Source organism: Filifactor alocis ATCC 35896 (assembly GCF_000163895.2).
Lineage (GTDB): Bacteria > Bacillota > Clostridia > Peptostreptococcales > Filifactoraceae > Filifactor > Filifactor alocis.
Window position 1 is genome coordinate 1,740,499 of the sequence record NC_016630.1, and the last position, 16,644, is coordinate 1,757,142.

The window sequence follows — 16,644 nt, forward strand, 5'->3', positions numbered from 1 at the left end:
ATCATCAGTTCATCTATGATATGTGTGGAAGATACCCACTTTTATGAAGATGAGAAGTCATAGTTAATTGCCTATGGAACAGCTGTGAAAAGTCTTGAAAATCCTAAGCATCGAACATGAATCATTAAAAAATTATCCGATAAGCATGTCCTTTTAGAACAATAAAAAACTATGCTTATGGAAGAATATTCCTAAAAACTTATGCTCCAGAAACTCCAACAAGCAAAGAAAAATACAGATTAACACCCTAATAAGCATCTGAAAAAATAAAAGAAGGTCTTCTGTACGGATGTAGTAGTCTGTTTTCTTTCCTTTCCACCCAAAGTCTCCGGCACATCAAAGGGTAAAATAGCGTATTCTTTTTCAATTTATAACAACTTAATCATTATTTCATGTCCCTATTCTAAGAACACCCTTTCAATCTTATCTGTATCTTCTATCTTTTTTTGTTCCACGCAATTTACAACTCAAACCTTCAAGAAAATCAATTGTGTCTGAAACCGTTTCGTAAGAATCACAATCTTCTGTGTCAAATGCATCACACTCTTTCTCATCATAGTCATCAACATCATATTCCTTGTAACTTAAGCGCTCTTCTTTTCTCTTACGCAATGACTTTTTATCCAATTTACAAAGTACTCCTTTTGGCAAAACATACATTATTTTTCCAAATGCAACATCTCCGATTTTGTCGTACAATCTACCGGCACTCAAGCTGTCTCCTTGTACAGTGTATGGACTGTTTGCCACATATCCTATCTTTCCAAGCCCTTCCAAATTGACCATAATTGCCTCGTTATCGTATTCATTATGAGAATCTTTCTTTAAAATCACTCTCATTCCCGGTTCCAAAAATTCCTGTCCGTAATAATGCCCTGTGCCGACTATCGTAAAATACATTTTTGTCATAATTGTTCCCTCCGTTTCAAATATTGGTCGTAAAGTCTTACTTTTCTTCTTCAAATGCATTCCAAATCATATTTTTATCACTTCATTTGTTTTTGTTATATTTATTCTATCAAAATACAAGTTCTAAAAAACTCCCTCGGTACAAATATCATGTCCCAAAATTCTCCCGAAATAATATCCTGTGATTCATTCAACAAAGCAATCTCAAACAGCTATTGAAAATGACCAATTCAAACCCCAATCCTATATAACTTTGCAAAAATAAAATTTCCTGTTATGACATATCATAAACTCAACCGTTCACAATGTTGTTAAAAAGAAGACGAAATTACAATGTATCGTATACTCAAATACCGGTAACATAAATTTGTAAGTTTATATTCCAAAAACAGAAAATCAATTTACCAATATAACTCATAATTTTATACAAAATATGCTATGATAATATGGAAGCAGTTGAATATTAGAGTAAGACACTATAATTAACACCATTCGTTTTATTTCTTAATATTGACAGAAAAAATCTACATCAAAAATCAACTGAAGTTGTAGAAATAATCAATATTACAAAAAACTTCTAAAGAAGATCTAAAACAAAAAACAATATCTCTCCGTCAGTCTACAAAAATCAGAAACGCGAAACCCTATTCCAAGCAGAATGATAAGCTCGTCATAATACTTGTAACAGACCTTATCTCTTTTAACAAAGAAAAAAAGCTTTCTTCCTGCATAGGCGAGAGAGGAACTTTCGGCTCGGTGTCATACCTCAATGACTGTAATAATCTTAAAGTCAAAGAGATTTTTCCTGATACCGTCATCATGAATAGATGTATAGAAGGCTGCCCTTTAGAGAATGCTTGTGATTACTGATAGTGATAAAAAAATAGCCTTTTTTCTTCATTCATAAAGCCCATTCCTTTACATCATTACATTTACGTGATAGACCAATCGTATCTTCCCCAAGTATTCTCATGAGCTGTTTTCAATCTTATTTTATGCTATGCCTTACATTTGTACTATTTCGTATGCGCTTCTCGTAAAGTCGGCATACTGTTAACAGGATCAATTCCATCATCAAGTTTTTTGAATTTCCTTTGCTTTTTTCCGCAGGAATTTTTCCTCACGCTTTCTCTTAGGGGTTTTATCCGTAGGAAATAATTTCCATGTGTACACAAAGTGCGGCGTTCCAAAGGTATCTGTATATTTGTAAACATATCTCCTGTCTTTTCTCCGACTCTCTCCTAACCGCTTTTACCTACATATCCATCTGCAACTTTATCAATAGCAGTTTCGTAATTGTCAGTCACTTCCGCAGCAGAAATAAAGGAACGAGAACACAAAACAACAAATACAAAAGCAATAAAACAACTCAAAATGAATATTCTTTTCATGATACCTCGCCAACTTTTACCTTGCCTGTTTTCTATGCAAGCTTAATAAGGTGCTTGTATTCACTAATTAGCAATATAATTGCAATCAAAATCATAACGACATCATTCAAAGGTAATGCCAGCCATACTCCGAGAACATTTCCGTTCAGTAAACGAGGTAATATCAGTATCAAGGGAACTACAAGCGCAAGTTGCCTTAATATAACCAATATTCCTGCATGTTTTGCTTTCCCGATGGCCTGAAAATAAGTAACTGTCATTATGAGCATGCCATAGGTAGGAAATATGCAGTACATGAGCCGAAAATTAGATAGTCCTAAACTCACAATAGCTGAATCGGTAATAAATGCAGATAATATTTGCACTGAAAAAATTTCGATTATGGCAAAGAAAAATCCGGCAAGACAGGTGGAACCTATAATAAATACATTCGTAAGTTTTTTAACCCTTATATATTCTTTTGCTCCGAAATTTGTTCCGACAGCAGGCTGCATCCCTTGACTCATTCCCCATATCGGAACAAATGCAAGCTGCATAACTCTTTGAGCGGCTCCCATAAGAGCTATTTGCTTTTCTCCGCCAAAATGCACCGCTGTATTATATACAACTGTCATTTGAATCAGCATCATAATTTGCATGAGCATAGCACTCATTCCAACTGAAAAAATTTCAGGTAATAAGTCTTTTTCAGGTTTTATTCCATGAAAACGAACAGTCGGACTTTTTTTCAAAAAGTATAATAAAGTTACTGAAGCCTGAGTAATCTGAGAAATCACAGTTGCGATTGCAACAGCTTGCGGTCCACAAGATGGCATGAGCAGAATGAATATAGGATCTAATATAATATTCAGAATAGCACCGGCCGCCATGATTCCCATTGCAATTCCCATGCGACCCTCTGCCCTTATTACCATATTTGCACCCTGCATAAAATTTACGAAGATGGAGCCGAGATATACTGTTCTTAAATAAGAAACACCCATCTCCAGAACCTCACCGTCGGCACCGGATAGGCGTAAAAATTCAGGAGCAAATATGACACCAATAATCATAACTGCTGATGATAAAATAATTACCAAGAAAGTCAGATTCCCCATAATCTTATCCACGGTTTCTTTATCTTTTTTTCCGATTGCTCGAGAAAGTACAGAGCCGGAACCTATTCCAAGAAGAACTGCAATTGCATTATTGATCAATACAAACGGAGATGCCGCCGAAACTGCACTCATAGCATCGGTTCCCACCATTTGCCCGACATAAATTGAATCGACAAAGGCATATAATCCTACAATCAGTTGACCCAAAATCGCCGGCAAACTAAGACTAACCATCAATTTCCAAGGATTTTCCGTAAGTAATTTATCACGAACATCCATTATAAAACCCTCCTTATCTTTTATCTTTTTATCTTTTATCTTTTTATCTTTTATCTTTTATCTTTTTATCTTTTAGTTCTTATCTCTTATCTATTAGTTATTCTGTATTCACAGCAAGCACGCACAAATTCCTGATTATGAGTGATTACAAAAACGCTTTATCCTTTTTTGTTTATAAAACAGAAATCACATTTTTTACCGTTCATTCCCAGTGTTTGACTTCGCTCAAATACAAATCCCTTTATATTTCCGAATACAATATAATCACACAGACAGAATATTTCACAAAGCTCCGGACATTCAAAAAACCTGCAGGTATCCGCCCAAAGACATTTGAATACATCAACTCGGTAGTATTTTCCATCATCCGATAAAATCCTGCTTTCCCAGATTTCATCGCCTGACATCCCTTTTCTCATAAACAAACAAAACAGCCTAAAAACCCCGGGTATATGAAAAAATGTTTTCAAAAGCTTATGTGCCTTTTCAGCAACATAAAATGAATACTCCTTTACCAATTCTTTTGCCTCATTTTTTGAAAACCCTTGATCTATAAAACATCGGTATAAAGCTATATTTGAAATGATACTGTTTTTTTGCCTTTTTTTCTGTTTCTCTGTCCATGACCCTTGGTTGATTTCTTTGATGAGCTGTTGCATTTTTGTTTTATGTTCTGCATCTATATTTTTTAATATTTGCGCATCTAACTTTCCGAAGTAAAATTTTTTATATGTCATTCCCGACCTCCTAATTTCCATCCGATTGCATTTCCCCACATTTTCACAAATCGTCAGCAAAGTCCTTCTTGCTGTATCAGCTCCTGATGTTTTTCTCCTTACACAATCTGTGCATTTTCAAGAACAAGAATTTGATCTGCTCCCCGTACCGTATTCAATCGATGAGCAATCATCAGAAGTGCTTTATTCTTTGTCAGTTCTGAAATAGCCTGCCGTAATTCCCGTTCGCTTTCAGGAGCAACACTTGCCGTGTCTTCGTCTAAAATAAACAATAGGTGCATCCTTCAAAATTGCTCATACAATCTCATACAATAGAGATTCGCTGCTTCTCACCGTCGGAAAGGGTTGCACTCCTTTTCCAAATCTTTGTTTGGTATCCGTCCGGAAGTGTGAATACATTACAGAAAAATGTACTTCCTTTGCCACTGTAATCATTTCTTCTTTTGTTGACTGCGGTTTTCCAAAAAGAATGTTATTTTCAATGGTATCTTCAAAAAAGTAAGCCCTTTGAAACACAATGAAAAAATCGTTAAGAAGGCTGTCACAGATATAGTCTTTCACATTGATGCCCCTAAAATAATTTCACCGTCTTTTACATCACAAAATCGCGCAATTACTTTCATCGGTATGATTGACTTCAAACTGTAATCGCCGGCACATATTTGAATAATAGTGTGTGAAACTGCAATATACGGAACGATTTCAAACCCTTCGCCAAGAACGGCAAAAATAACCGAACTTAAAAGCAAACCTTTACAGGATTCGGTAAATTCAAATAAGCGATACAATGTATTTTTATTCTTCATTCTAATCTCCTCCTGTTAAAATATACTTTTCGATATTTTTCTTTTCTTCACCTCTCAAATCGGCAATTATTTTACCGTCTGACAAAAGCAGAACTCTGGAACATATTATTTTTATAAATTCAATATCGTGCGTAATAACGAGCAGGATTTTTTCCTGTTCAGAAAGTTTCTCTATCATCATTCCTACTTCTCGCATACTTTTTAAGTCAAGCCCGCTGGTCGGTTCATCGAAAATAAGAATTTCTTTATCACAAAGCAAGCTGATTGCCACAGCAAGTCTTTGTTTTTGTCCTCCTGAGAGTGAAAGAGGATGTCTGTTTTTAAATTCGGAAAGGGATAACATCGATAGAGTTTCATCAATAACAGGCTCACTTGTTGTTTTTGTTCCGAGTGTGCATTCAGTTTCTACACAATCCGTAAAAAGCTGATGCCCGACATCCTGCATCACCATATAAGATTTTTTAATACGCGATTTTGCAGACAAGTTCCTGCCACCCACCAAAATATTTCCTGATTTTTGTTTTATCAGCCCGCATATAGTACGTGCCAGTGTTGTTTTTCCCGTTCCGTTTTCACCGGTAATTGCGATGATTTCTCCGCCGCTTGCGGTGAAAGAAATATTTTGCAGGATACTTTTTTTGCCATATTTGACGTGAATATCTTTTAGCTCTAATATGTGTTCGGAAATTTTTTTATCATTGACATTTGTTTCGATTTCAGAAAGATTTCGACACCTGAGTCCCATATTTTGTATTTGTCCAACCGAAAGCCTGCAAAAATCCTGCATACTCATATCCTTAAAAATCTGACCATTCTGCATTAAGATGACTCTGTCTGCAACATCTGTTAAATACCACAAGCGATGTTCTGCAATGATAATCGTTTTCCCTTGCTGTCTTATTTTTTCTATCAGTTTTTTCAGTTCAAGCACAGAGTGAAAATCCAGATTAGAGGACGGTTCATCCAACACAAAAATATCCGGATTCGTGGCATATACAGACGCAAATGCAATTTTTTGTTTTTCCCCTCCGGAAAGTTCAAAAATACTGCATCCTTTTAATTTTTCTATATGCAAATCTTTAACAACTCTTTCAAGCTGCTGTTTTAATTCTTCCATATCAAGCATTCTGTTTTCCAGTCCGAAAACAATTTCACTATCTGTATCTGTGTTAAAAAATTGTGTTCTCGGATTTTGAAAAACTGTGCCGACACTATCGGAAAGAGTTGAAATTTCAGTCTCGGCAACATTCATGCCTTTTACAGTTACTTTTCCTGAAAGCTTTCCTTCAAAAAAATGAGGAATCAGTCCATTCACTAATCTCGTAACAGTCGTTTTTCCACATCCGGATGCACCGCACAAAAGAACACATTGTCCTTTTGGAATATTTAAGTGTAATTCCCGTAAAGAAGCTTTTTCCATATCCTTGTAGGCAAAAGAAAGTTTTATAAATTCAATCAAGGGAATACACCTCCTCGTAAAAAATCAAAAAATATCATGCAAATAATCCCTATATAGATTGTTACAATCAGAGCATCATGGATCGAAAAACAAACTTTTTCCATACAGCTGCGTCTTCCGGTATGATCAATTCCCCTTGTGATTGCAGCCTGCGTGATTTCATCAGAGATTTTGGAAGCAGATACCAGCATCGGTACATATACATATTCCATGATTCTAATCGGATAGCGCAGAAATCCTATCAAAGAAGCGGTAATCCCTCGAAGAGCCATAGCGTCCTTAATATAGCTCCATTCTTCAGCCATTGTCGGAAAGTATCGCAATGTAACGGAAAGCGCAATCGTAAAGCCTTTAGGCAAATGCAATCGACTGAATGCAGCTAAAAAAGTACTGACCTTTGTCGTACGTATTAAAAACGTACCCAGCATAAAACAAGGAATCAGTTTCCTTATATAGACATCAAACATATATATGATACCTCCCGTTGTAACGGGTAATTTTAATATCACAAACAGCTGTACCATCAATAATACAATAAAGAGAACTCCATATTTTGAAGCGGTACGGAACTCTTTCGCCTGCAAGAGCAAGAATACGGGGATTGCTGTAAAAAGGCACTCTACGACGATGCTTTCATTCAGAAAAACAGAAATACCGGTTATTGATAAAATCAGAAGTTTTGTTCTGGGATCCAAACTCATCTATATAATCCCCACTTTTTCAAAATGTTTTTTCATTAATTTTTTACCGACAAAGCCTCCAATTACGGCACAGACAATTGTACCCAAAATCATTAGTGGGATAATCCACCAATTTATTCTGATTGCATTGATGATTCCTTCAAAAGAAGAAACATCTCCTTTTCTATGCATGAATTCATCAAACTGTGCAGGCATGATAGCCATAGGGATATAGGCTCCCATTGGAGACAGTGCAAACACGCAATAGGCAAGTAAATTTCTTCTGAATGATTTGAAATTTCCTGATTGGCAAATATAGTCCGCAATAAATCCAAATATGATAAAAAATACCGACATCATCCAAAACATACCGGTAACAAATAGCAAGATTCCGGCGAGTATACCGAGTATGGAAAGTGACCCGCGTTTCGGTATTTTAGCGGTATATAGCATAAAAACACTGCCTGTAAATAAAGCGACTATCATTGGCATAAATGGAAAAGTTGCAGGTGTCATCTGTGCGATACCACCTATCACAAATGCAATGACAAAATAAATAAGCGAAAAAATACCTATGGAAATATAATCTCTTGTCAATAATTTGTTTTCATTTTTCATAATAAGAACATCCTTTCTAACATAACTGTTAGCCTCATCTAACTTAGACATAAAAATTTTTACAGCTTATGTGAGCCGTAAAAGTCCCTCCCATCCGGAATTAAAAAAAACAGCAAGTTCTTCAACATATTCAATCGCCTGTTCTCTCGTCATATCATGAACAACTGTTTCAAATGCAGCGGTAAAATATGCACTGGTAATCATATGATGTAAATCATGACTGATACTTCCTGTCATTTTACCTTTTTCTTTAAGAATAGCGTAGTATTTTTCTGTACGGGATACTTCCAATTCTACAAGTTCGTGAATATAATCTGCGTATTTTGTGCCCTCAGAACAGCAAAGTATAAGCTTGAATTCTTCAAAATAATCATAAATATAATTTACAAAATGCAGAAGGTATTTTGTAGACAACTCTCTGCTTTCCGAAGTTTTATTTTCGGGAATTAAATCAAAATGGGCATCTTGTGCAGCTCTGAATTGTTCTGTCAAACCGTCCGCCGCCTCAGAAACAAGTGCTTCAAATAAAGCTGCTTTGTCCGGATAATATCCATAAAAAGCGCCTTTGGTAAATCCTGCTTTTGCTGCAATTTTTCTAAGGGATGCATCCTTAAATCCCTTTCCTAAAAATTCCCGTTTGCCAACTTCTAATATTTTTTGTTGCGTTTCTGATATTTTCATGAAATGCCTCCTCGCTAATATACCATCGGTATATACCAATGGTATATTAGCACAGTTTTTATTTTTGGTCAATATAGTTTGGATAAATAAAACAGTTTATACTCTATGATTGTCAAACATATGTGACAAGAACCATCCGATTTAAGTCTAAGTTACACTCTTACAATAATGTTCTACCATTTCATTCAGTGTCCTGAAATTTAATACTCTTCTTGCTATATTATTCGTTCTTACACTATATCTCTTAAATGCTTTGTACATCTCTTCTTCACTCTTGAATATTCTCCTGTTGTAGAATAGTTCGTTGTCTATTTTATGACTTCTTTCTACTACTCCGTTTTGCCATGGGGAATACAGTCGTGTTCTTATATATTCTATTCCTAACTTTTTCAAAGAGTAACTCCTTTTGCTCTCTGTCATTGCAAAACTCTCTTCTGTTATCTGTTTGTATTGTCTTTATCTTAAAGCCAAAGTCTTTTTCTAATGTCTTTAACATCTTGGATGTTTCATAACTACTATGTTCATTTACCAACTTTAGAACTCTTTTTCTACTGTATCAATCGATTGCTGTTATCTGTATTATCGTAGCTATTGTGTATGGAATTGTGTATTTTTTGATGTTTATCACCAATTTATAAAGAAATCCCAAATGCTATAAAAAAACAAGAAAAAATACTTCATTAAATTTAGAAACTAAAAAAGATATACTTAATCTTGCATTCGCTATTATTTTAACCATTAGCATATCTATAACTGCTATTCTCATATTTCAGTCAGTACCAATTACACCCCAGAACAAAAAAACTATGAGATTGTTCAAATGAAAGACTCAGAATACAATATGATTGTTGGATATTATAACGATTCAGCTATTTTAATGAAAAGCGAAATAAATCTGTCAACTCATCCTATCAAAATTACAAAAGGAGCCTACAAGCTTGAATCAATTAAAGGTAAAAATTTAACTTATTACCATTTTGAATCTATTACCTGTGAAAATAAATAATAAGGTTCAAAACTATTTGATTGACACACCTTAATTTGATATTTGTGATACAAAACAACATATATCTGTAGAAACCGAACCGCTTGAATCACACATTTTGTGATATAATAAAATCATACATATCGGATTTTTCAAGGAGGGTTGTTATGGCAAAAGGAAGAAATCAAAAACTGAAACTTCTCTATCTTACAAAAATATTTATGGAAAAGACGGATGAATCTCACGCACTCACTCTTGCAGAAATTACAAGTCTCCTGAACGGATACGAAGTAACAGCAGACCGAAAAACGCTGTACCTTGATTTTGAGGAATTGAAACACTACGGACTTGATATTATCAGCGAACAACGAAGTAAAACGGTCGTATACTATCTTGCCTCTCGTGACTTTGAACTTGCGGAGCTGAAACTTCTTGTAGACTCTGTCCAATCGTCCAAATTCATTACAGAGAAGAAGTCAAACTCTCTGATTAAAAAATTGGAATCTCTTGTCAGCGAACATGAATCTAAGCAACTTCATCGCCAAGTCATCACATCAGGTCGCGTAAAAACGATGAACGAAAGTATTCTCATCAATGTCGACAGTATTCACTCTGCAATCAATAACAACAGACAAATTTCATTTCAATATTTTCAGTGGACACCCGACAAACAGCGGGAACTTCGTCATGACGGTCAACAGTATACCATCAGCCCTTGGCATCTTGTTTGGGACAATGACAACTACTATATGATTGGATATGACTCTGATTCAGAAATGATAAAACACTTTCGTGTAGATAAAATGTTGCGCATTTCTTCCGGCAACGAGAAACGAGAAGGTCTAAAGAAGATGAAGGAATTCAACATCGCAACTTACTCGCGCACCCTTTTCGGTATGCTTGGAGGCGAGTCGACAAGGGTAACCTTACAATGTCATAACAGCATGGCAGGAGTAATCATTGACCGTTTCGGAAAAGATACCGTGATGCTGCGCCATGACGATGAGCATTTTATCGCCTATGTAGAAGTTGTTCCAAGCGACCAATTTCTTGGATGGATTATTGGTCTAAGCTCCTATGTGCAAATCATGGAACCGAGTTCTGTTGTGAAACGAATCAAAGACCTGCTTTCAAAACAAATGGAACTCTATCGTTAAAATTTTTCGATTTTATGTTAATATTTTTCATTTTCTGTTATCATTTCAAACATGATTGTCAAATACAAAAACAGCATATCATTATCAATGAAAAAACAAACTATACTATTATGGAAGTAGATTTTGATAATAATAGTAATCAATGTCTTAGCATAAGCATTTCTATGAAAAAAAAAGAGAGTTTGTGAATACTATCTGTTCACAAACTCTCTTTCTTCATAACATTGTCCCGTTATTCTATTTTTTCGAGAATGACTGACAGAGTGTGCCATGCTAAAACGGCACATTTCACTCTCGCCGGCATAGTGGAAATATTCTCCAAGGCTACTGCATCTCCCAGCTCATCAAACTCCTCATCTGACAAAGGTGTTTCTTTTTTTATCAGATTCAGAAATATGGTAATCAATTTTTTTGCTTGATGAATATTCTTCCCCTTTATCAGAGAAATCATAATGGATGTGGATGCTTGAGAAATAGCGCACCCCTGCCCTGTAAAAGAAGCATCTTTGATGATTTCGTCTTCTATATCCAACTGTAATTTGATTTCATCCCCACAACTTGGGTTATGTCCCCACTCAGAATGGGTAACATTTTCCAGTTCTCTTTTGTTTTCTTGATTTTTGCTCTCTTCTAAAATAAGCTGTGTATAGATTTCTTTAAGATTCATATCCCATCACCTTTCTTACTTCATGCAATTTCTGCACAAAATAATCTATTTCCTCTTTGGTATTATATATACTGAAACTCGCTCGACAAGTTGCATTCAACTTTAGGTATCGATGAAGCGGCATAGTACAATGATGTCCGGTTCGAATAGCAATTCCATCTGTATCTAAAATAGTGGAAACATCGTGAGGATGCACATCTTGGATGTTAAAGGAAATAAGAGGCGAACGATGTGTACGACTTGACACATAGGTTGTAATGAATTCCAATTGCTGCATTTTACTGCTTGCATATTCACTCAATTCTCTTTCATAAGATGCGATATTGTTGATTCCGATTCGATTGATATAATCAATTGCTGCTGACAAACCGACTGCTCCTCCTACATTTTGTGTCCCTGCCTCAAATTTTGACGGTACGGGCGCAAAAGTCGTACTTTGTTCATAAACATATTCTATCATATCTCCCCCATACAAAAAGGGCGTCATATGTTCTAATAGTTGTTTCTTTGCATATAGTACACCAATTCCCATCGGTCCGTACATTTTATGTCCTGAAAATGCCAAGAAATCACAATCCAATGCCTCAACATCTATTTTTTGATGAGGAACAAGTTGTGCACCGTCGATAATTGTTATTGCACCGACTTCCTTCGCTTTTTCTACAATAGTGGAAATATCCGGCATAGTTGCAACCGTATTGGATGCGCCGGTAACAGATACAATCTTTGTGTTCTCATTTAATTTTTCTTCAAATTCATCCAAATTGAAATCGAAGTGTTCATCCAAATAGATATAGTGTAAGGTTGCTCCCGTTTTTTGTGCCACATTCTGCCAAGGGACAAGATTGCTATGATGTTCCATAATGGAAATCAAAATTTCGTCTCCCTCCTTGAGTGTCTGTAACGCATAAGAATAAGCAATCAAATTTAACCCCTCTGTTGTATTACGAACAAATATGATTTCATCCGAAGACTTTGCCGAAATAAACTCGGCTACCTTTTGTCGTGCACCTTCATAAACCTCCGTTGCCCTCATTCCCAAATAATGTGCTCCACGATGTGGATTTGCATTTTCAAATTCATAGTATTGTTTCATGGCATCTATCACACACTGCGGTTTTTGTGTCGTTGCAGCATTATCAAAATAGATGATTTTTCGATTGCTTCGGTCGGATAAAAATGGATACTCTTTTCTAATTTCTTCTATTTCTCTTTGGTTCACGTTGCAAAACCTCCTAAATCCTATCTCCGATTTCCTTCCATATCTCTTTTTTCAAAGAATCATCTTCTATCATATCCAAAATGGGTGTAAAACGAGATTCTAATACAATTTTTTTAGCATCATCTAAACAAAAACCTCTACTCATAATGTAAAACAAAATTTCTTCATCCATTTTTCCGGCACTTGCTGCATGCACTCCCTCTACATCATCCTCTTGACACAACAAAATAGGAACTGCAACATTTTTCACTTTTTCACTTAACAATATGGCATACTCTTCTTCTCTTCCTTTTGAGTGAGAGGAACCTTTTTTGAAATCTATTGTTCCTTTGAATGTCTTTTTTGCCGTGTCTTTCAATGCTCCGTTAACCAAAATATCGCTTTCGCTCTGCTCTCCGATATGATTGATTTCATAAGCCAGATTCAACTCACGGTTCTCATCAGCAAAATAGATGGTACGAATTTGAGTATTCGCTCCTCTTTCCAACAAATTGCTCGTATAATGAAAAAAACTTCTTTTAGCACCTGTTTCAACCTGTACCAAGTTTACTGTAGCATCTTGATACACCTGTGAAATGACAGAGCACAATGCGATATGGTCTTTACTGTTCCTTGAAATATAATAAATCGTAACTTCCGCTCCCTCTTTGGCTGTAACATAAATCACACTGTTTCTGAATGTTTCTATGCTGTTTTGTTGCATCTGTTCGGCATAGTCAAATATCACCGAAACTTTACTCGATTCTTCGGCAATAATATAAGTTGCATCCATTATGACTGAACTTTGATTATCTTCCGAAAATTTTACTGTTTGTGCTTCTTTTATCTCTCCTGCCTCTGCATGAATCACAGTTTGATGGGTGCGTTGTGTTTCGTTCCACAAGAGTGCTTCTTTTGAAACACCTGCCCCTCCTAATTTACACTTATTCCAATCGGAAAGAATCTGTTTCGGAATCGTATAGGTTGTTTGACTGTCAACTTGTTCTGAAACAAATTTCGGAATCTCGAATTTGGTATCATTCACCTGAACCCAATTCCAAGTAAGCACAGGTAATACATTTAATTCCATCTTAACTCCCTCCTAACCGATGGTTCCTTCTAATTCTAAGTTGATTAACTGATTCATCTCGACGGCATATTCCAGTGGCAATTCTTTTGCAATCGGATTTGCAAAACCCTGTACAATCATCGACTTCGCTTCTTGTTCCGAAATTCCGCGTGACATCAGATAGAAAACAACCTCATCGTCAATCCGTCCAATCTTCGCTTCATGTCCCAAATCTACATCATCAGTACCAATATCTACTACCGGTATGGTGTCGGAACGCGACTTACTGTCTAACATCAACGACTCACAACTTACACTTGACTTGGATCCGGTTGCATTCGGATAAACCTTGACCAATCCACGATAGATTGCAACTCCTCCATCTTTGGAAATAGATTTAGAGTTTACCATAGAAGATGTGTTCGGCGCTGCATGAATCACCTTAGTTCCCGTATCTAAATACTGGTCTTTTCCCGCAAAGGTAATTCCGGTAAATTCACTCCTTGCACCCTCTCCAATCAAAATACTCATAGGATAGAGCATGGATACTTTTGAACCAAACGAACCGGAAACCCATTCAATTGCTCCACCTTCTTCTACAATCGCTCGTTTGGTATTCAGATTATACATATTTCTCGACCAATTCTCTATGGTGGAATATCGCAAGGTTGCATTTTTTTTGATAAAGAGTTCTACTGAACCGGCATGAATATTGACTACATTATATCGAGGTGCGGAACATCCCTCAATAAAATGACAATATGCTCCCTCTTCTACGATAATTAAGGTGTGTTCAAACTGCCCTGCACCCGGTGCGTTTAATCTAAAGTAGGATTGTAGCGGAACTGTAACCTTTACCCCTTTCGGCACATATACAAAAGAACCGCCCGACCATACCGCACCATGCAATGCTGCATACTTATGATCCGTGTTTGGAATACAAGTCATAAAGTAATCTCTCACAATATCCTCGTATTCTTTCACTGCTGTTTCAAAATCAATGTAAATCACACCTTGCTCTGACAATTCCTTCTGAATATTGTGGTACACCACTTCCGAGTCATACTGCGCACCGACCCCCGAAAGATTTTTTTCTGTTCCGCCTCCGGTATTCCAAGCAACATAAAAGTATTTCGAATATCATCCGGAACCTCGTCCCAATCTTCCGTCAAATTGGCATCCGGAGAAATATAAGTAGTAATATCGCCAATATTTACTTCAGATAAATCAGGACCCCATGTAGGATTGTCAATTTGATAAAACTTTTCCAGAGAATCCAATCGAAGCTCTCTCATCCAATCAGGTTCATTTTTCTCATCAGAAATTTGGTTCACAATTTCTTTTGTCAATCCCTTCTTTGTTTTTAAACGATAGTGTACTTCATTTTTGATGTCGTAGACTCCTCTACTCACATCCTCTACCTGTGTTTTTCTTCGTTCTGTCATTTCTGTAGGTGTCATTGCAGATTCACCTCTTCCTTAAGCCATCCGTATCCCTTTTCTTCAATTTGGTCGATTAAAGAAGCATCCCCTGTTTTAACAATTCTTCCATCAATGATGACATGCACAAAATCCGGTTTGATTTGTTCTATAATCTCCCTATGATGTGTAATAATCAGCAACGAATTTTCTTCCGTCTTATATTGCTGAATTCCTTCGGATACAATGCGAACAGCATCTACATCAAGTCCCGAATCCGTTTCGTCCAATATGGCAAGCTTCGGTTTTAACATTCTCATCTGTAGAATTTCCGTCTTCTTTTTTTCTCCACCGGAAAAACCGTAATTCAAATATCGGTCAATATATTCCGGTTTCATATCCAACGCTTCCATTTGTTTCCCAATTTCACGACCGAACTTAACCAAAGACATCCGACTTCCCTCTCTTGCAAAAACAGCACTGCGAAGAAAATTCCCCACGGTAATTCCCGCAACTTCCAGCGGATTCTGAAAAGACATAAAAATACCTTTTCTTGCTCTTTCATCTACCTTATCCTCTGTAATATCATTCCCCTCAAAAAAAATACTTCCCTTTCGTAAGATATATTTCGGATGATTCATAATGCTGTTCGCTAAAGTTGATTTTCCGCTTCCGTTCGGTCCCATTACCACATGAATCTCACCTTTATTTATCTTCAAGTTGATATCCCTTAGAATCAGCTTATCTCCTACACCAACAGACATATCCCTAATCTCTAACAGCGTTCCTCTCATAAGATTTCCCCCTTATACTAATTTCCCATTAAAACCCTTCTACACCATATGCCTATCACAATTCGTACCTGTAATCCAATCACTTCCAACTTGCATTTTTCATAATCACATGATACTGAACTCTTGACAATTCATTAGGTTTTCGTAGTATCAAACATAAACTATTGATTGACGATTTTAATTCCTACCAATTTAGTATGATTAAAATTATCATATCATATCTACCCTTTTTTCACAAGTTTTATACATAGCAAAAAGAGAAAACTTCTCTTCATGCCTCAACCAAAGCCTCAAACTCGCTAAAGAATTATTTTATTCGAATTGTAACAATAAAAAATACTATTTTTAAATGTAAAGATGATGTATTTTTAGGCAAAAGAGCATAACCTATAATGGCAACAAAAAATCAGATTTTTATGATATTTTTCATTGGTGATTAGTATTATACTATTATCCGTTTGATTTATCCGACATCCTAAGGTCTAATACTATTATCTATTAAAACTGACCGGTTTAATCGTTTGAACTATATGATTCTCCAAATTATTTTTCAGCAATTGTACATTCTGCACACCCGGCATTTTAGACAGAGAATAATATAAGCGATAAATCTCAATTTGAAATGGTGATGATATTATAGGTTATTCGAACAGGTAACAGTATCAAAAACTTTGTTTCAGCTTCATACCTCCTTCC

The 16,644-nt window shown here is 36.0% G+C and carries 19 protein-coding genes and 2 pseudogenes; 2 read left to right on the top strand and 19 right to left on the bottom strand.

Annotated features, from left to right (window positions below; translation table 11 throughout):
* Nucleotides 1-423: 423 nt before the first annotated feature.
* The 13 genes and pseudogenes from HMPREF0389_RS09255 to HMPREF0389_RS08810 form a co-directional block, all read right to left on the bottom strand.
* A complete protein-coding gene (locus tag HMPREF0389_RS09255; RefSeq protein ID WP_014263078.1) occupies nt 424-909 on the bottom strand; it encodes an HIRAN domain-containing protein in 486 nt (161 codons plus the stop codon).
* A 644-nt stretch (nt 910-1,553) separates the two neighbouring features.
* Nucleotides 1,554-1,703 carry a hypothetical protein gene (locus HMPREF0389_RS09400; protein ID WP_330360493.1) on the bottom strand — a complete coding sequence of 50 codons (150 nt, stop codon included), beginning with the start codon at nt 1,701-1,703 and terminating at the stop codon, nt 1,554-1,556.
* A 280-nt stretch (nt 1,704-1,983) separates the two neighbouring features.
* A pseudogene (locus tag HMPREF0389_RS09405) lies at nt 1,984-2,097 on the bottom strand (integrase DNA-binding domain-containing protein); the annotation flags it as partial.
* A 53-nt stretch (nt 2,098-2,150) separates the two neighbouring features.
* Nucleotides 2,151-2,300 carry a hypothetical protein gene (locus tag HMPREF0389_RS09045; protein WP_156775264.1) on the bottom strand — a complete coding sequence of 50 codons (150 nt, stop codon included), beginning with the start codon at nt 2,298-2,300 and terminating at the stop codon, nt 2,151-2,153.
* A gap of 32 nt (nt 2,301-2,332) precedes the next feature.
* Nucleotides 2,333-3,676: an MATE family efflux transporter gene (locus tag HMPREF0389_RS07770; protein ID WP_014263079.1), complete on the bottom strand. Its 1,344-nt coding sequence runs from the start codon at nt 3,674-3,676 to the stop codon at nt 2,333-2,335.
* Nucleotides 3,677-3,834: 158 nt separating this feature from the next.
* Nucleotides 3,835-4,413, bottom strand: a complete 579-nt coding sequence (locus HMPREF0389_RS07775; protein WP_014263080.1) for an L-2-amino-thiazoline-4-carboxylic acid hydrolase — start codon at nt 4,411-4,413, stop codon at nt 3,835-3,837.
* Nucleotides 4,414-4,511: 98 nt separating this feature from the next.
* Nucleotides 4,512-4,685 carry a hypothetical protein gene (locus HMPREF0389_RS09205; protein ID WP_169308496.1) on the bottom strand — a complete coding sequence of 58 codons (174 nt, stop codon included), beginning with the start codon at nt 4,683-4,685 and terminating at the stop codon, nt 4,512-4,514.
* A 336-nt stretch (nt 4,686-5,021) separates the two neighbouring features.
* Nucleotides 5,022-5,219 (bottom strand): annotated as a pseudogene (locus tag HMPREF0389_RS09155) (ABC transporter ATP-binding protein); the annotation flags it as partial.
* A 1-nt stretch (nt 5,220) separates the two neighbouring features.
* Nucleotides 5,221-6,678 carry an ABC transporter ATP-binding protein gene (locus HMPREF0389_RS07790; RefSeq protein ID WP_014263082.1) on the bottom strand — a complete coding sequence of 486 codons (1,458 nt, stop codon included), beginning with the start codon at nt 6,676-6,678 and terminating at the stop codon, nt 5,221-5,223.
* Nucleotides 6,675-7,379, bottom strand: a complete 705-nt coding sequence (locus HMPREF0389_RS07795; protein ID WP_014263083.1) for an energy-coupling factor transporter transmembrane component T — start codon at nt 7,377-7,379, stop codon at nt 6,675-6,677. The genes HMPREF0389_RS07790 and HMPREF0389_RS07795 overlap by 4 nt, the downstream gene beginning before the upstream one ends.
* Nucleotides 7,380-7,976 carry an MptD family putative ECF transporter S component gene (locus tag HMPREF0389_RS07800; protein ID WP_014263084.1) on the bottom strand — a complete coding sequence of 199 codons (597 nt, stop codon included), beginning with the start codon at nt 7,974-7,976 and terminating at the stop codon, nt 7,380-7,382. It lies immediately after the preceding gene.
* A gap of 66 nt (nt 7,977-8,042) precedes the next feature.
* Nucleotides 8,043-8,657: a TetR/AcrR family transcriptional regulator gene (locus HMPREF0389_RS07805; protein WP_014263085.1), complete on the bottom strand. Its 615-nt coding sequence runs from the start codon at nt 8,655-8,657 to the stop codon at nt 8,043-8,045.
* Between the two features lie 147 nt (nt 8,658-8,804).
* Nucleotides 8,805-9,050, bottom strand: coding sequence for an integrase core domain-containing protein (locus tag HMPREF0389_RS08810; protein ID WP_156775265.1), 246 nt, complete (start codon nt 9,048-9,050; stop codon nt 8,805-8,807).
* 427 nt (nt 9,051-9,477) lie between these two features.
* On the opposite strand from HMPREF0389_RS08810, the gene HMPREF0389_RS07815 reads away from it, so the two are divergent.
* Both HMPREF0389_RS07815 and HMPREF0389_RS07820 read left to right on the top strand, forming a co-directional pair.
* Nucleotides 9,478-9,663 (top strand): hypothetical protein, encoded by a 186-nt coding sequence (locus HMPREF0389_RS07815; protein ID WP_041250858.1) that lies wholly within the window; start codon nt 9,478-9,480, stop codon nt 9,661-9,663.
* Between the two features lie 146 nt (nt 9,664-9,809).
* A complete protein-coding gene (locus tag HMPREF0389_RS07820) occupies nt 9,810-10,799 on the top strand; it encodes a helix-turn-helix transcriptional regulator (RefSeq protein WP_014263086.1) in 990 nt (329 codons plus the stop codon).
* A gap of 232 nt (nt 10,800-11,031) precedes the next feature.
* On the opposite strand, the gene sufU is transcribed toward HMPREF0389_RS07820, so the two are convergent.
* Genes sufU through sufC form a run of 6 tightly spaced genes read right to left on the bottom strand, consistent with a single transcriptional unit; the run spans nt 11,032 to nt 15,948 of the window.
* On the bottom strand, nt 11,032-11,466 hold the full coding sequence (gene sufU, locus HMPREF0389_RS07825) for a Fe-S cluster assembly sulfur transfer protein SufU (protein ID WP_014263087.1): 435 nt from the start codon (nt 11,464-11,466) through the stop codon (nt 11,032-11,034).
* Nucleotides 11,456-12,688: an aminotransferase class V-fold PLP-dependent enzyme gene (locus tag HMPREF0389_RS07830; RefSeq protein WP_014263088.1), complete on the bottom strand. Its 1,233-nt coding sequence runs from the start codon at nt 12,686-12,688 to the stop codon at nt 11,456-11,458. Before HMPREF0389_RS07830 ends, sufU begins: the two co-directional genes overlap by 11 nt.
* Nucleotides 12,689-12,701: 13 nt before the next feature.
* The gene (locus HMPREF0389_RS07835) at nt 12,702-13,757 is read right to left on the bottom strand and encodes a SufB/SufD family protein (protein ID WP_014263089.1); all 1,056 of its coding nucleotides are present in this window, start codon (nt 13,755-13,757) and stop codon (nt 12,702-12,704) included.
* Nucleotides 13,758-13,769: 12 nt separating this feature from the next.
* Nucleotides 13,770-14,789, bottom strand: coding sequence for a Fe-S cluster assembly protein SufB (sufB, locus tag HMPREF0389_RS07840; RefSeq protein ID WP_330360494.1), 1,020 nt, complete (start codon nt 14,787-14,789; stop codon nt 13,770-13,772).
* Nucleotides 14,744-15,196, bottom strand: coding sequence for a hypothetical protein (locus tag HMPREF0389_RS09410; RefSeq protein ID WP_330360495.1), 453 nt, complete (start codon nt 15,194-15,196; stop codon nt 14,744-14,746). Before HMPREF0389_RS09410 ends, sufB begins: the two co-directional genes overlap by 46 nt.
* Complete coding sequence (sufC, locus tag HMPREF0389_RS07845) at nt 15,193-15,948, bottom strand: Fe-S cluster assembly ATPase SufC (protein ID WP_014263090.1); 756 nt, start codon at nt 15,946-15,948, stop codon at nt 15,193-15,195. Before sufC ends, HMPREF0389_RS09410 begins: the two co-directional genes overlap by 4 nt.
* Nucleotides 15,949-16,644: the final 696 nt, after the last annotated feature.

What these genes read in the sequence shown, in the direction of transcription:
- HMPREF0389_RS09255 (WP_014263078.1), bottom strand. Translation starts at nt 909, where the DNA reads ATGACAAAAATGTATTTTACGATAGTCGGCACAGGGCATTATTACGGA.
- HMPREF0389_RS09045 (WP_156775264.1), bottom strand. Translation starts at nt 2,300, where the DNA reads ATGAAAAGAATATTCATTTTGAGTTGTTTTATTGCTTTTGTATTTGTT.
- HMPREF0389_RS07770 (WP_014263079.1), bottom strand. Translation starts at nt 3,676, where the DNA reads ATGGATGTTCGTGATAAATTACTTACGGAAAATCCTTGGAAATTGATG.
- HMPREF0389_RS07775 (WP_014263080.1), bottom strand. Translation starts at nt 4,413, where the DNA reads ATGACATATAAAAAATTTTACTTCGGAAAGTTAGATGCGCAAATATTA.
- HMPREF0389_RS07795 (WP_014263083.1), bottom strand. Translation starts at nt 7,379, where the DNA reads ATGAGTTTGGATCCCAGAACAAAACTTCTGATTTTATCAATAACCGGT.
- HMPREF0389_RS07800 (WP_014263084.1), bottom strand. Translation starts at nt 7,976, where the DNA reads ATGAAAAATGAAAACAAATTATTGACAAGAGATTATATTTCCATAGGT.
- HMPREF0389_RS07805 (WP_014263085.1), bottom strand. Translation starts at nt 8,657, where the DNA reads ATGAAAATATCAGAAACGCAACAAAAAATATTAGAAGTTGGCAAACGG.
- HMPREF0389_RS07815 (WP_041250858.1), top strand. Translation starts at nt 9,478, where the DNA reads ATGAAAGACTCAGAATACAATATGATTGTTGGATATTATAACGATTCA.
- HMPREF0389_RS07820 (WP_014263086.1), top strand. Translation starts at nt 9,810, where the DNA reads ATGGCAAAAGGAAGAAATCAAAAACTGAAACTTCTCTATCTTACAAAA.
- sufU (WP_014263087.1), bottom strand. Translation starts at nt 11,466, where the DNA reads ATGAATCTTAAAGAAATCTATACACAGCTTATTTTAGAAGAGAGCAAA.
- HMPREF0389_RS07835 (WP_014263089.1), bottom strand. Translation starts at nt 13,757, where the DNA reads ATGGAATTAAATGTATTACCTGTGCTTACTTGGAATTGGGTTCAGGTG.
- HMPREF0389_RS09410 (WP_330360495.1), bottom strand. Translation starts at nt 15,196, where the DNA reads ATGACACCTACAGAAATGACAGAACGAAGAAAAACACAGGTAGAGGAT.
- sufC (WP_014263090.1), bottom strand. Translation starts at nt 15,948, where the DNA reads ATGAGAGGAACGCTGTTAGAGATTAGGGATATGTCTGTTGGTGTAGGA.